Genomic DNA, 13,003 nt, shown 5'->3' with positions numbered 1-13,003 from the left:
TTCTGGCCGCCAAGCGCCAGCGGGATGACGCCAGCAGCCTTGGCCTTGTCGAGCAGCGCGATCAGTTCGTCGAAGGTCTTCGGCTGGGTGCCGCCGATCTTGTCCATCACCGCCTTGTTGATCCACAGCCAGTTGACCGAATGGACGTTGACGGGGGCTGCAACCCACTTGCCGTCATAAACCGAGAACTTCTGCAGGGCCGCCGGAACCGACTTGTCCCAGCCTTCCTTCTTCGCCGTCTCCGTCAGATCGCCCATGACGCCGGCCTGGGCATAATCGAGCACGGTATAACCCAGCATCTGCGAGGCCGTCGGATAGGTACCCGCCGCCACCATCGCCTTCAGCGCCGTCATCGCCGCATCGCCGCCACCGCCGGCAACCGGCACGTCCTTCCAGGCATACCCTTCCTTCGAAAGATCCTGCTTCAGAACGTTCAGCGCCGCTGCCTCGCCGCCCGACGTCCACCAGTGCAGCATCTGCACTTCCTTGACGTCGGCGGCGCGTGCGGACACGCTGGCGCCGGCCAGAGCCAATGCGATCATTGCGGTCGTGGTCAAAAACCTGTTCATCGAAGAACCTCCCAGTTCCAGTTTGGAAGATGCGGGACCCATTCCCGCACCAATCACCCGCCCTCCTCGAGCGTAGTTCGTCCGCCGGCTAAGCCGGCCTTTCCGTCTGCGGCATCCACCAATTGGTGCGCTTGCCGATATGCATGTTGAGCGTCTTGGTCTCGGTGTAATCTTCGACCGCGTGGCGGCCGAGCTCACGGCCGAGGCCGCTTTGCTTGTAACCGCCAAAGGGAAGTTCCGAGGCGCCGTCCATGAAGGTGTTCATCCAGACTGTTCCCGCCCGCACCGACCGGCCGATCGTCAGGCACGTGTCGAAATCGCGGCTCCAGACACCGGCCGACAGGCCATAGTCGATGGAATTTGCAATCCTGATTGCTTCGGCAGATGTCTCGAATGTCAGGACCGAAAGCACCGGCCCAAAGACTTCCTCGCGCGCCACGGCCATATCGGGGGTGACTGCTTCGAGGACCGTCGGCGACATGAACTGCCCCATGCCGAGATCGAGCGTCTCGCCGCCATGCGCGATCCGGGCGCCGCTGCCCCTCGCGACGGCGACGTATCCTGATATCTTCTCCAGATGCTGCGGCGTGATGATGGCGCCGACCTGCGTCGAAGGATCGAGCGGGTCGCCGACCTTCACCGCCTTCGACAACTCGGCGATCCGCTCGACGACATCGGAAGCGATTGATTTGTGAAGGATCAGCCGCGAACCGGCATTGCAGCACTCGCCGGCATTGAAATATGCGCCGAAAACCGCGGCATCGATGAAGGCATCGAGATCGGCATTCGGGAACACGATCTGCGGGTTTTTCCCACCCAGTTCCAACGAGACCTTTTTCAGCGTCTGTGCGGCATTCGACATCGTCAGTTTTCCGACGCCGGTCGAGCCGGTGAAGGACACCATGTCAACGTCGGGATGGGACGTCATGACCGCGCCGACCTCAGGTCCCGTACCGGTGACAATATTGACGACGCCATCCGGAATGCCTGCCTCCTGCAGGATTTCTCCCAGCACCAGCGTCGACCCTGAGGTCAGCTCCGAAGGCTTGACGACGGTCGTGCAGCCAGCGGCCAAGGCGAATGGCAGCTTCTGGCCGACGATCAGGAACGGAAAATTCCAAGGCGTGATGATCGACACCACGCCGATCGCTTCGCGCAGGACCACGCCGAGCGTGCCATCGCCGAGCGTGTTGTAGCTCTCTCCGTGGAGGTCACGGGCAAGCGCCGCCGCGTAGCGCCATATGTCGACGGAGCCTGCAATTTCTCCACGCACCTGCGTAATCGGCTTTCCCGCCTCGATCGCATCGAGAAATGCCAGCTCCTCTGCGCGCGCCGCGATCAGATCGGCTGCCTTGAGCAGGATGGCGGAACGTTCGGCAGCGGTCATCCGGGGCCACGATCCGAGATCGAACGCCTTGCGTGCCGCGGAAATCGCACGCTCGGCGTCCTTTCTGCTGCCGGTCGGAAATCGGCTGACCACGACACCATGGCTTGGCGCGACGCGCTCGATCGGATCGGAGCGGCCTGCCTCCCAATTGCCATCGATGAGCATCTTGAAATCACGCGCTTTGTGGTCGCTGAGCGCGGTGGGGTTGACGAGAACCGTCATTACCATTCTCCCTTGAACGTTGCCGGGCGCTTCTCGCTGAACGATGCGACGCCCTCCTTCAGATCGCCGGTCTTCGCAGCGAGGATCGAGCCCAGGGCTTCGACCGCGGTTCCGTTGTCTTCGCCGTTTGCCGATGCGATCATCAACTTCGCGATCTCGGTCGCAGCCGGCCCCCTGGTGGCAAGCCGCTGAGCATATTCCCTGGCGGCAGCGAGCGCCTTCCCGGTCGGAACGACTGCGTCCACGATGCCGAGCGTACGCGCCTCTTCGGCAGTGAATATTTCGCCACCCAGGGCCATGCGCCGGACGGCCTGCGCCCCCAACCGGCGCACGAGACGCTGGGTCCCGGACCAGCCCGGGACCATTCCAAGGCCGGTTTCCGGCAGACCGATCTTAATCTGTTCCTCTGCGAGGCGAATGTCAGCGACCCCTGCAAGTTCAAGCCCTCCCCCGAGGGCATGGCCATTCAGAGCCGCGATCAGCGGCATCCGGAGCGTCGCCAGTCTTTCGAAAATACGGTGGCCGTGGCGAACCCAGAGATGACCGAACTCCTGAGGCAACATTCCGCCCCAGGCCTTGATATCGCCGCCGGCGGAAAAGCCCTTTCCTTCGCCCGTGAGAATTGCAGCGCGCACGTTGGCGTTCGCCTCCACCTCGTCGGCTGCATCTGCCAGCGCTTTCAGCATGTCCAGGTCGAGCGCGTTCAGCTTCTCCGGACGAGAAATCGTCAGCGTCGCAACGTGTCCATCGACGTCAATTCTGACGGTTCCGCTAGCCATGGAAGCTGCCCTCCAGCGTCCGTGCCTTTTTTTCTGGAAGCGACAGGCCGATCGCTGCCTCCGCGAAGAGCGCCGTGTCCATGACCTTCAGGTCGGGCGCCACGATCAGCGGAAACTCCGACTGATCGAGGATGTGGGACTGGAGATCGACGCCTGGGGCGATCTCGGTGAGGACGACGCCATCGGGCGTCAGCTTCATCACGCACCGCTCGGTGACATAGGCGATCTCCTGCCCCTGCTCGATCGCGCGCCTGCCGCTGAAGGTGACGTGTTCGACCTCGTTCACGAGTTTCTTCAGCTTGCCTTCCTTCTCGATCAGAAGAGCTCCATCGGCGACCGAAAGCTTCGCTCCGGCATTGAACATGCCGGAGAAGACGATCTTCTTCGCGCGCGCGGTGATGTCGACGAAACCTCCGGCGCCAGCCGTTACATGCGGCCGGAAGGAAAGCTTGGAGACGTTGACCGAACCGTCTTTGCCGATCTCGAGGAAGGAGAGCAGCGACGCATCGAAGCCTGCACCCTGGAAATAGGTGAACTGATAGGGAGACGGCATGTAGGCGTCGGCGTTCGAGGCGCAGCCAAAGGCGAAGTCGAGTAGCGGCACGCCACCGACGGCGCCCTGCTCGATGACCCAGGTGACCGCGCCGTGAAGCCCTTCCTCCAGCAGGATGCGCGGAACGTTGGCCGATATGCCGAAGCCGAGATTGACGCAGCTTCCCGCTTGCAGTTCCTGCGCGACGCGACGCGCGATGACTTTTTGGACATTGAATTCCGGAACGCTGAAGCTATCGAGCGGGCGGAAGATCTCCCCGGAAATTGCCGGATCGTACCCCGTCTGCGTCGTCTGCTTCTGTTCCGGATCGACGACCACATAATCGACCAACATTCCAGGCACCCGGACGTCATGGGGCTTCAGCGAACCCTCCTTGGTGATCCGTTTGACCTGCGCGATGACAATGCCGCCGTTGTTGCGCGCCGCCAGCGCCTGATCGAGGCCGCCGAGATAGGCGCCTTCATGTTCGTATGTCAGGTTGCCGCGCTCGTCGGCGGTGGTAGCGCGGATGATGGCGACCTCAGGGACGATCGAGGGAAAGAACAGCCAGTCATCGCCCTCGAAGCGCACGCGCTTGACCACCGGATGCTCTGAAGCCAGGCCGTTCATCGCGCAACCCTGCCGCTCTGGATCGACGAATGTGTCGATGCCGATCTTGGTCAGAACGCCCGGCCGCTTCGCGGCGGCCTCGCGGTGAATATCGAAGAGGATGCCCGAGGGAATGTTGTAGGCCGGGATTTCGTTGTTGGTGATCATCTGCCAGATCAGCGGCGGCTCTGACGACGACGGCCCGGACGGATAGGAACCACCGACGATGCGCTTGAGCAGACCCTTCTTGGCGATGTAATCGACGCCCTTGATGCCGCTCATGTCGCCGGCAGCGATAGGATGAAGGGTCGTAATATCCCGGGGATGGCCGGTCGCATCGAAACGTTCGCCAATCGCCTTCAGCATGAGGTCCGGGCAACCGAGACCGCTCGAGGAAGACACCGTTACAACAGCGCCATCCGGGATCAGCGCGGCCGCTTCGGTGGGGGTAAGATGCTTCTTCATCAGCGCTACTCAGAGTCCTGTTTCAATTTTTACGCTCCTGCGGGCTCCGCAGCTCTCGCGAACAACCAGCCGCACGGCTGTGGTCACCGTCTCCGCCTCGGCCTTGCCCGCATTGATCTGCTTCAGAAGCAGCTGCGCGCCGCGGCGCCCGATGCCCTGCGGATCGACCGAGACCGTCGTGAGCGCGGGAACCGCCGCCTGAGCCTCGATGACATCGTCGAAGCCCACGACGGCGAAGTCGGAGCCGGGCTCCAGACGGCGCGCACGCAATCCGTCGCAAACACCGAAAGCGACGGCATCGTTGAAGCAGACGGCTGCCGTAGGTTTGTCGGCAAGAACGAGTGCTTTTCCGATCGCCTCTACCCCGCCGGCTCGCGAAGGCGCGGACGAGATGACAAGGTCTTGGTGATAGACGAGCCCGGCTGCCTCCATGCCGCTTCGGTAACCGGCAAGGCGGTCGTCGAAGACGGCGGTATCTGGGAAGCCGCCGAGAAAAGCGATGCGCTGGTGACCGAGCTCCGCCAGGTGCTTGACCGCGGACATCATGCCAGCCTGGTTGTCGGAGACGACGGAAGAGACTTTGGCGCCAGGCAGGTTTCGCACGACGACCACCACCGGAATCCCCGCGGCGACAAGCGGCTTGAAGTCTGCGGCATCGGTGGCGCGCGCCGGCGACACGATGAGCCCAGAAATGCCATGTTCCCGCATCGATGCGACAACCTCGCGCTGCCTATCGATGCTCTCACTGGTGTTCGACAGGAACTGCACGAATCCGGCCGACTGAACGACTATATCGACGCCGACCGCCAGTTCCGCGAAGAAGCTATTCGTCAGGTCGTTGACGACGACCCCGATGATCCGCGACTTGGCACCGGCCTGCCGAAGATTGGCGGCGCCGCGATTGTAGACATAGCCCAGCTCGCGCATTACCGCATTGACCTTGGAACGCGTCCCCTCATTGACCAGGGAGGAACCCTGAAGCACCAGCGAAACCGTCGATTTCGAGACGCCGGCGGCTTTCGCAATGTCGATGACGGTTACCCGCGCCTGTGTCATTTCCCCTCCCGACGCCAACGTCGACTGATCATTAAATATTTGGAACGTTCCAATTCTGTCAAGAGAAATTTGTACGGATTGTTATCAACTAGCCATTCTTTGGCAAATTTCGGCCTTCTCCTACCGCCGGAATCCCATCGTAGAAATTGGAACGGTCTAAAGATTGACCTTGGCTGAGAAGCCTATGTCGATGTTTTTTGACTGGAAAATCGTAGGTGGCGCACGACCGACAGATGCGTTGGCTGCAAAAATGTGGAAAATTCGGGCTCGTCCGTTATTTCCGTCGAAGCGACAAGACCTTCTGAGAAAAGCAGGGGGGCTTCTATTCTGTGTTGATAAACTTTGCGACAAACCCAGTGGAGGACATGGCGACATGAAACTGCGCGCCGAGTTGACCGTTCTGCCACCACGCGAACAAGCACGACGCTTGGCAGCCGTCGCCGCGTCCTTGGTCGCACAAATCGAGCGCACCGAACCCCACGCGCCCGAAGCCGAAGCCGCCTTGGCGGCAATCCGCACTTGGGGTGATGGCGCACACCTGATGGGCCGAGACTTCGCCGATCTTATCTACAGCGACGATGAGCGCGGGACGCTCCGTCGGCTCTCCGAGGCAGCCGGAAAACCCAGCGAAGACGGCTGGAACGCCCTGACGACGGCAACCATGTATGTCGCCTGGCTTGTTTACCAGGAGATCGGCGAGCCCATGCCAAGTGACGTCAACGAGGTCGGAGAGGACAGCCTTGACCTTCTAGACGAACAACTGGCCAAACTCGGCTAAAACCGAGCGCACGATCCCCTCTATATCGGCTTTCCACGAATTTGTGGACATTTTGGGAGACGGTCGAGGGTCGTCCCACGCCTCTCGATACGAGCTTGAACATCCCTGGAACGCTGGTTCGACCATCGCAAAACGACAGGAGGATCTTCCGGTTTCCGTCGAGGAATTTCCGCCGATCGACATTAGCGAAACTTTATCGTTTGTGACGAATGCTACGGATACGTGCAACCCGCCAGAACTCAAGCAGGGCCGGATGATGTCACACTCGTTTGAATCCATTCTGGAGAGCCTGCCTCAGGGCATTGTCCTGCTTGATCCTGCCGGTACAGTGACGGCTTTCAATTCACGCACGTTGGACATTCTGGGCCTTCCGCAAGGAGCTATCCGCGAAGGCATGAATATCGACGGATTGCCGGGCACTGCAGACTGCCGTGCAGTGGCATCCCGCCGGTCGATGGTCGGTGGACCGCCCACGTCTCAGTTTGCCCTTTCCGACGGAGGGATGGTCTCACTGACCTGTGCCCCGTCGAGGGATGGGGGCTGGATCCTCAGCTATGAAGACATCTCGATTCTCATTCGCGTCGAAGACAGCCTGACCGAGCAACATCGCCGGTTCGACGCAGCCTTCAGCAATATGCCGCATGGGCTGTGCATGTTCGATTCGACAAAGAACCTCATCCTGTGCAACGCCTCCTATGCACGGATGTACAATCTGCCGGACCTTCTCACGCAACCGGGAACGCCACTTGTGGATATCCTGGCCTATCGCAGCCAGGAGGGAAATGGCCCGGCCGATACCACGACCTATTTTGATGTAGTCTTCGAAGCGACAACCCGCGGTGCGCCGGCCAGCCAGAACATCCTCCTGGCCGATGGGCGCGTTATCAAGATCACTCACAATCCGATGCAAAACGGTGGATACGTGGCCACCCATGAGGACGTCACCAAGACCGTCCGGCTGGCCGAAGAGCTGCGCCGGCATCACGATCAGCTCGAAGCGACGGTGAAGAGCCGCACGGCTGAAGTCGAGCGGCAGGCGCGCGAACTCGAGCGAATGCTGGCGCAGGAGCGGAACATCAACGAACTGCAGCGGCAGTTCGTGGCGATGGCATCCCATGAATTCAGGACGCCGCTTGCAATTATCGACGCTGCTGCCCAGCGGCTGCTGCGAAAAAGAGGGGCGGTCGAACCCGAATTTCTCAGCGACAAGGTCGATCAAATCCGCGCATCGGTGACCCGGATTGTCGATCTCATGGAGAGCATCCTGTCAGCCGGACGCCTCGATACCGGCAAGATCGATATCAATTACGACGCCTGCGCATTGAGATCGTTGATAAAAACCTGTTGCGAGCGGCAGTCGACGATCGCAAAATCGCACAGCTTTGTGTTGGATATCGATGGGCTGCCGGAGTTCATCGATGCCGATCCTCGGACGTTGGCACAGGTCTTTACCAACCTGCTTTCCAATGCCGTCAAATACGCGCCCGGAACCTGCGAAATTCGCGTCACGGCATGGGCAGAGCCGGGAAACGTCAAAGTTTCGATCAGCGACGATGGAGTGGGGATCGATGCCGAAGACGTGCCGCGGCTGTTCCAGCGCTATTTTCGGGCCCGGACTTCGACCGGGATTGCCGGAACCGGGATCGGCCTCAATCTGGTGAAGCAGATCATCGAACTGCACAACGGCTCGATTGAGGTTCGAAGCGCAAGAGGATGCGGATCGACATTCACCGTAACGCTTCCAATCAAGAGAAACGGCGACGCTTCCGCAGCCAATAACGCCGCCTGATGTTTCAGGATTGCTGTCCTGCATATCTACCCTATCCTTCTTACGACAGAGGAGGATCACACCATGGCTTTCATTCACACCCCCAATGCATCCGCCAGCGAGAAGACGACAGCGATGTATGCGTCCGCCGAGGCGAATTATGGTTATCTGCCGAACATGTATCGAGCCTTCGGCCACCGGCCTGAGGTGATGGAGAGCTGGGCGGCGCTGCTTTCGAGCATTCGCGGCTATATGAGCCTCAGGCGCTACGAACTGGTGACGCTGGCCGCGGCCAAGGAGCTGAAATCCTCATATTGCATGCTGGCGCACGGCTCGGTGCTGTTGCGCGAGGGTTTCACCGGCGATGGGTTGACGGCTGTTGTCAACGAGACGGAGAAGGCGCCGATCGATGCCGGCGAACGCGCGATCATGGCTTTTGCCGCCAAGGTGACGCGCGATGCGACGTCGGTCACGCAGCAGGATATAGACGGGCTGAAGAAACAGGGCCTGAGCGATGCCGAGATCTTCGACGTCACGGCAGCGGCAGCGGCCCGATGTTTCTTCTCGAAAATGCTGGATGCGCTGGGCGCTGCACCCGACCACGCCTATATCGAACGGCTGGAGCCGAACGTGCGAAAGGCGCTCAGCGTCGGCCGAGAGGTCGAGCGGCCTCTGGCGCCCTCACCGTCCCGCGGCACACAGCAATGATGTGATGACGGAGGATGTCCGGGGGCTGCTCTTACGACTTCTACTTCTCCGCCTCTACTCCTGCGGTTTGTCGGCAAAATGCCGGATCGCAAACTCGGCGATATTCTGGCTCGACCGATCGGCATCGTCGAGCAGCGACGGAAACAGCTGCCACTGATGGGGCATGCCCGGCCAGACCTCGGTGGTGACATCCACGCCCGCCTGGCGCGCCTTGTCGGCGAGCCGCAGCGTGTCGTCCAGCAGGACTTCGCCGGAGCCGACCTGCAGCAGCAGCGGCGGAAAGCCGGTCATGTCGGCATAGAGCGGCGATACCCGGGGATCGGCCGGAGACCGGCTGCCGAGATAGGGCTTGCGCAAGGTCTCGACCCAGGCCTTGTCGACCAGCGGATCGCTTTCGGCATTTGTCGTCATCGATCCGCCCGTCGCGGCAAGATCGGTGATGGGGCTGAGCGCAATCACCGCCGCCGGCAACGGCTTTGCCGCCTGCATCTGCCGCAGCACCGTCTCGATCGCGATGTTGCCGCCGGCGCCGTCTCCCGCCACGACCACGTTCTCGCTCCGATAGCCATTGTCGAGAAGCCAGCGATAGGCCGTCAGCGCGTCGTTGATCTGCGAGGGATAACCATATTCGGGCATCAGCCGATAATCGATGAGAAAAACGTCGCTGGATGCGGCTTTGGCGAGCGAGCCGGCAAGCAGGCTGTGCGTGCGGATCGAGCCACTGGAAAAGCCGCCGCCATGAATATAGAGGATCACCCTTTGGCCGATCGGATGATGAAGGCGAGCGGGCCACATCAACTCGGCATCGACGCCGTCGGCGTCGACCTGCCGAACCTGGATGCGCGTCGGCCCCGGCGTCGCCTCCATCAGCGCCCTGAAAGCAGTCCGCCGCTCCTGCAGGCTATCGGCGCCGGCAAAGTGATCTTTCCAGAGGCCGACGAGTTTTTCGACCTGCTCGCGCGAGGCTGGGCTTTGCGGCCCAATGTCCCGCCCGACCGCCGCCGAGGCGAGCAGCATCAGCACAGCCAACGCGGAAAACAGACCGCTGGGCCACTTTGGTCCTCTTCGATTGGCAGTTGGCAAAATCCGACGGTTCATCAACCTCTCCCGATGATGTTGGCGTGGTGGCCATGGGGCATCTTTGGCCAGTTCAGGCGTCGGAGTCAAAAGGGTCACGGATACGAATCCCGATTTTCCGAGCGATGCAACGACCTCGGCCTGAAGACCGGCATTGCCCGTCGCATCCCCAGATCTCGGGGATCCGGCGGGCAGCGCCGCTGTGACCGCAGGAAAGCGCATCATGCGGCAAATTAGCATTCGCCTCACGTCTGGAATGACCTAGATCTAGGTTCGATCATCACCGTAAAGAGGCGAGCATGTCCATCAAGTCCATCTGCATCTATGGCGCTGGCGCACTCGGCGGGGCTATCGCCGCCAAGCTTGCAAGCCAAGCCGCAAACGCCGCCACCATCTCCGTCGTCGCGCGTGGAGCCCATCTCGACGCCATCCGTGACAACGGTCTCAGGCTGCGCGAAGCCGATGCAGAAAGGCCGCTCAATGTCCGCCTGACTGCGACCGACGATCCCAGCACATTGCCACCGCAGGATCTCGTCATCACCGGTCTTAAGGGGCATCAGCTGGCGCCTGCTGCCGAAGGCATTGCAGGCCTCCTCAAGGAGCGCACACGCGTCGTCATGATCCTCAACGGCATTCCGTGGTGGTATTTTCACCGCGATACCCAGAGCCGGCATGCCGAGCTGCAGTTCGACGAACTCGATCCCGGCGGCAGGCTGTGGCGGCTGATCGGGCCGGAACGGGTCATCGGCTGCGTCGCTTACCAGGGCGCAGAGGTGATCAATCCCGGCGAGATCCAGCTTGCCAACAACGGCCGCTTCGTGCTCGGCGAGCCCTCGGGCGACATCTCGCCCGATCTCGAGGCGATCGCCGCGGTGCTGACCGACGCCGGCCTCAACATCACGACGACGCCTGTTATTCGCGACGAGATCTGGAGCAAGCTGATGGGCAACGCCGCCTTCAACCCGATCAGTGCGCTGACCAGGGCGCTGATGACCGACATCATGGCAGATCCCGCACTTTCGACCACAGTCGGCAAGGTGATGAACGAGGTCCGCGCCGTCGGCGAGGCCTTGGGCGCGCGTTTCAGCATGACCGTCGAGCAGCGGCTCGAACAATCGCGCCATATCGGCGCCGTGCGCACGTCGATGCTGCAGGATCTGATCGGCGGCAAGGCGCTCGAAATCACGCCGCTGGTCGGCATGGTGGTGGCGCTCGGACGCCTGAGCGCCGTGCCGACCCCGGTCTCGGAAACGATCCTGGCGCTGGTGACGCAATTGGATCGGGAAAACCAGCGCGGCAGCTGATCGCAGAGGGAAAGGCGGCCGGGGAGAGCCCGGCCGTCTTCACTTACTTTCCGACCTGCTCGGCCCAGTTCGGCGCCTTGCCGCCGCCATCGAGGAAGGTCATTGCCATATTCGCCATCAGAGGAGAGGCGAAGGTCTCGTAGTGAGTGAGATCGGGCAGGATCGCCAGCCGGTTCTTCGACATGTTTTCCCGCATCCAGCCCGCATCGCGCAGACCGCCGCCGAGCTTGTGGTAGAAGTCGATCATATGCTCGGGCCGGATCATGTCGGCATCGCCGTAGATCAGCAGAACCGGCATTGTGAGCTTGGCGACGGCATCGCTATAGTCGATAGGTTCGCGCATCAGGGCGCCCATGGCATCGAGCAGCTTCGGAAATTCGGAAACGTCAGGCGCTACCGCCTTGTAGGAGAGGAACATCGGCGTGTCCTTCATCATGTCGGCCATACCGGCGCCGACGGCCGCCTGCTGCGGCAGCATTTCCGGGAAGAAGCCGTTCTGCGCATAAGGCGCCGACAGTATCACCAGCCGACGCACCCGGTCGGGCGCGTTCGCCGCCATGTTCAACGCTACCCCGCCGCCGAATGAATAGCCGAAGACGTCGACCCTGTCGTAACCGAGCTGCTTCACCAGGATCGCGAGATCGGCGCCGATGGCCGGAAGCTCGATCGGCCGTTTGCCGAGGGGCGTGCGGCCATGGCCCTGCAGATCGACGGCGATCACCTGCCGGTGGTCGGTGAAAACAGGCATGACCGGCGCGAACATCTCGATCTGCCCGAGGCCGCCGTGCAGCAGCAGCAGCGGTTCACCCTCGCCACGGATCTCATAATAATAGTCGATACCGTTGACCGGCACGCTGCCTTTCCTGACGATCGGCGCGGTGGCCTTCTTCTCCTCGGTGACAGGCGCGGCACCGCCGGCACCCGCCATATCGGGCACGGCCAAGAATGCGGCAGTGGTTGCGATCATCGAAATCAGCGTCATCTTCGACATGTCCTTGCTCCATGTTTGCATCGATGCCGCAAGGACGGCGGCGCTCATGTCTTTCCGACATCACGCTTCGAAATTTCTCGCATCGGCCTTTATGCCATTTCTATATTTTCGTGCCCCGCTCCGAATGGATTTCCTATCGGCCGCAGCAGTAGACTTTCGCCATCACTGCAAAGGTCAAATGCCATGCGAGATGTCAGGTCTTCCAGTTTTCAGTTCCCTCGCCCACACAGGATCACCCGCGGCAGTAAGCAGATGCGCGAGAAACGCACCGCCCAGGCGCTGCTCGTCTTTGGCGTAGTGCTCGCCTGTGTCGAACTCTACGTCATTTTCGGCGTGCTCTGAGGCGGAGCGCGAAGACGTGAGCTGAAAGGCCGAGTTCCAACTTTTCCTTAACCAACATACTGGTAAAATCGCGTCGCAGAGACTTCAGACGCCACGAGACCGATGAAACCGAATTTCCGCTTCACCCATTACGATCTTAAGGAACAACGCGCCGGAACGATCATCGAGGTGTCGTTGAATGCGGTGAACAATGTCCGCCTCATGACGGCGCCGAATTTCCAGCGGTTCACCGAGGTTCTCGATTTCAAATATATCGGCGGCGTGGCGCGCAAATCGCCGATCAAGATCGCCGTTCCGGAAAGCGGCCACTGGCATGTCATCGTCGATATGGAAGGGCATCACGGGCTTGCGGAATCGTCCGTCAAAGTGATTGCCGCGCCGGCAAATCAAAAGACGCCGCGCGCCTCCTGAGTTCG

General features: G+C 61.2%; 12 protein-coding genes. 5 read left to right on the top strand and 7 right to left on the bottom strand.

Translation table 11 applies throughout. The features are described from left to right. The 5 genes from ACIPSK_RS31520 to ACIPSK_RS31500 form a co-directional block, all read right to left on the bottom strand. Positions 1-569, bottom strand: a 569-nt coding sequence (locus tag ACIPSK_RS31520) for an ABC transporter substrate-binding protein (RefSeq protein WP_446533097.1), incomplete at its 3' end; no start/stop codon positions are given. An 88-nt stretch (positions 570-657) separates the two neighbouring features. Further along, a complete protein-coding gene (locus ACIPSK_RS31515; protein ID WP_162119313.1) occupies positions 658-2,178 on the bottom strand; it encodes an aldehyde dehydrogenase family protein in 1,521 nt (506 codons plus the stop codon). Next, entirely contained in the window at positions 2,178-2,957 is a 780-nt protein-coding gene (locus tag ACIPSK_RS31510; protein ID WP_162119314.1) for an enoyl-CoA hydratase/isomerase family protein, read from the bottom strand. Before ACIPSK_RS31510 ends, ACIPSK_RS31515 begins: the two co-directional genes overlap by 1 nt. Next, entirely contained in the window at positions 2,950-4,563 is a 1,614-nt protein-coding gene (locus ACIPSK_RS31505; protein WP_162119315.1) for an acyl CoA:acetate/3-ketoacid CoA transferase, read from the bottom strand. The genes ACIPSK_RS31510 and ACIPSK_RS31505 overlap by 8 nt, the downstream gene beginning before the upstream one ends. Positions 4,564-4,572: 9 nt before the next feature. Beyond that, positions 4,573-5,619 (bottom strand): LacI family DNA-binding transcriptional regulator, encoded by a 1,047-nt coding sequence (locus tag ACIPSK_RS31500; RefSeq protein ID WP_162119316.1) that lies wholly within the window; start codon positions 5,617-5,619, stop codon positions 4,573-4,575. A 373-nt stretch (positions 5,620-5,992) separates the two neighbouring features. Between ACIPSK_RS31500 and ACIPSK_RS31495 the strand changes: the two genes are divergently transcribed. The 3 genes from ACIPSK_RS31495 to ACIPSK_RS31485 all read left to right on the top strand — a co-directional run bounded on the left by ACIPSK_RS31495 (position 5,993) and on the right by ACIPSK_RS31485 (position 8,873). Continuing rightward, the gene (locus ACIPSK_RS31495) at positions 5,993-6,397 is read left to right on the top strand and encodes an Imm6 family immunity protein (RefSeq protein WP_017963926.1); all 405 of its coding nucleotides are present in this window, start codon (positions 5,993-5,995) and stop codon (positions 6,395-6,397) included. 253 nt (positions 6,398-6,650) lie between these two features. Then, positions 6,651-8,186 carry a sensor histidine kinase gene (locus ACIPSK_RS31490; protein ID WP_162119317.1) on the top strand — a complete coding sequence of 512 codons (1,536 nt, stop codon included), beginning with the start codon at positions 6,651-6,653 and terminating at the stop codon, positions 8,184-8,186. Positions 8,187-8,249: 63 nt separating this feature from the next. Next, a complete protein-coding gene (locus tag ACIPSK_RS31485; RefSeq protein WP_162119318.1) occupies positions 8,250-8,873 on the top strand; it encodes a carboxymuconolactone decarboxylase family protein in 624 nt (207 codons plus the stop codon). Positions 8,874-8,927: 54 nt separating this feature from the next. Here the strand turns inward: ACIPSK_RS31485 and ACIPSK_RS31480 are convergent, their stop codons facing one another. Beyond that, a complete protein-coding gene (locus tag ACIPSK_RS31480) occupies positions 8,928-9,902 on the bottom strand; it encodes an alpha/beta hydrolase (protein ID WP_210254232.1) in 975 nt (324 codons plus the stop codon). A gap of 347 nt (positions 9,903-10,249) precedes the next feature. Here ACIPSK_RS31480 and ACIPSK_RS31475 point away from each other — a divergent pair, with 347 nt between their 5' ends. After that, positions 10,250-11,254 (top strand): ketopantoate reductase family protein, encoded by a 1,005-nt coding sequence (locus ACIPSK_RS31475; protein WP_162119320.1) that lies wholly within the window; start codon positions 10,250-10,252, stop codon positions 11,252-11,254. Positions 11,255-11,297: 43 nt separating this feature from the next. Here the strand turns inward: ACIPSK_RS31475 and ACIPSK_RS31470 are convergent, their stop codons facing one another. Next, positions 11,298-12,293 carry an alpha/beta fold hydrolase gene (locus ACIPSK_RS31470; RefSeq protein ID WP_210254231.1) on the bottom strand — a complete coding sequence of 332 codons (996 nt, stop codon included), beginning with the start codon at positions 12,291-12,293 and terminating at the stop codon, positions 11,298-11,300. 396 nt (positions 12,294-12,689) lie between these two features. On the opposite strand from ACIPSK_RS31470, the gene ACIPSK_RS31465 reads away from it, so the two are divergent. Further along, positions 12,690-12,998, top strand: a complete 309-nt coding sequence (locus ACIPSK_RS31465; RefSeq protein ID WP_017963919.1) for a DUF1883 domain-containing protein — start codon at positions 12,690-12,692, stop codon at positions 12,996-12,998. The last annotated feature ends 5 nt before the right edge of the window (positions 12,999-13,003 follow it).

The sequence above is a fragment of the Rhizobium sp. LARHSG275 genome (assembly GCF_052871115.1).
The sequence above is the reverse complement of the archived record's forward strand: the minus strand, read 5'-3'. Positions and strand labels throughout refer to the sequence as shown.

Excerpts from the sequence above, each read along its gene's own strand:
- ACIPSK_RS31515 (WP_162119313.1), bottom strand. The coding sequence starts at position 2,178 with ATGACGGTTCTCGTCAACCCCACCGCGCTCAGCGACCACAAAGCGCGT.
- ACIPSK_RS31510 (WP_162119314.1), bottom strand. The coding sequence starts at position 2,957 with ATGGCTAGCGGAACCGTCAGAATTGACGTCGATGGACACGTTGCGACG.
- ACIPSK_RS31505 (WP_162119315.1), bottom strand. The coding sequence starts at position 4,563 with ATGAAGAAGCATCTTACCCCCACCGAAGCGGCCGCGCTGATCCCGGAT.
- ACIPSK_RS31500 (WP_162119316.1), bottom strand. The coding sequence starts at position 5,619 with ATGACACAGGCGCGGGTAACCGTCATCGACATTGCGAAAGCCGCCGGC.
- ACIPSK_RS31495 (WP_017963926.1), top strand. The coding sequence starts at position 5,993 with ATGAAACTGCGCGCCGAGTTGACCGTTCTGCCACCACGCGAACAAGCA.
- ACIPSK_RS31490 (WP_162119317.1), top strand. The coding sequence starts at position 6,651 with ATGATGTCACACTCGTTTGAATCCATTCTGGAGAGCCTGCCTCAGGGC.
- ACIPSK_RS31485 (WP_162119318.1), top strand. The coding sequence starts at position 8,250 with ATGGCTTTCATTCACACCCCCAATGCATCCGCCAGCGAGAAGACGACA.
- ACIPSK_RS31475 (WP_162119320.1), top strand. The coding sequence starts at position 10,250 with ATGTCCATCAAGTCCATCTGCATCTATGGCGCTGGCGCACTCGGCGGG.
- ACIPSK_RS31470 (WP_210254231.1), bottom strand. The coding sequence starts at position 12,293 with ATGAGCGCCGCCGTCCTTGCGGCATCGATGCAAACATGGAGCAAGGAC.
- ACIPSK_RS31465 (WP_017963919.1), top strand. The coding sequence starts at position 12,690 with ATGAAACCGAATTTCCGCTTCACCCATTACGATCTTAAGGAACAACGC.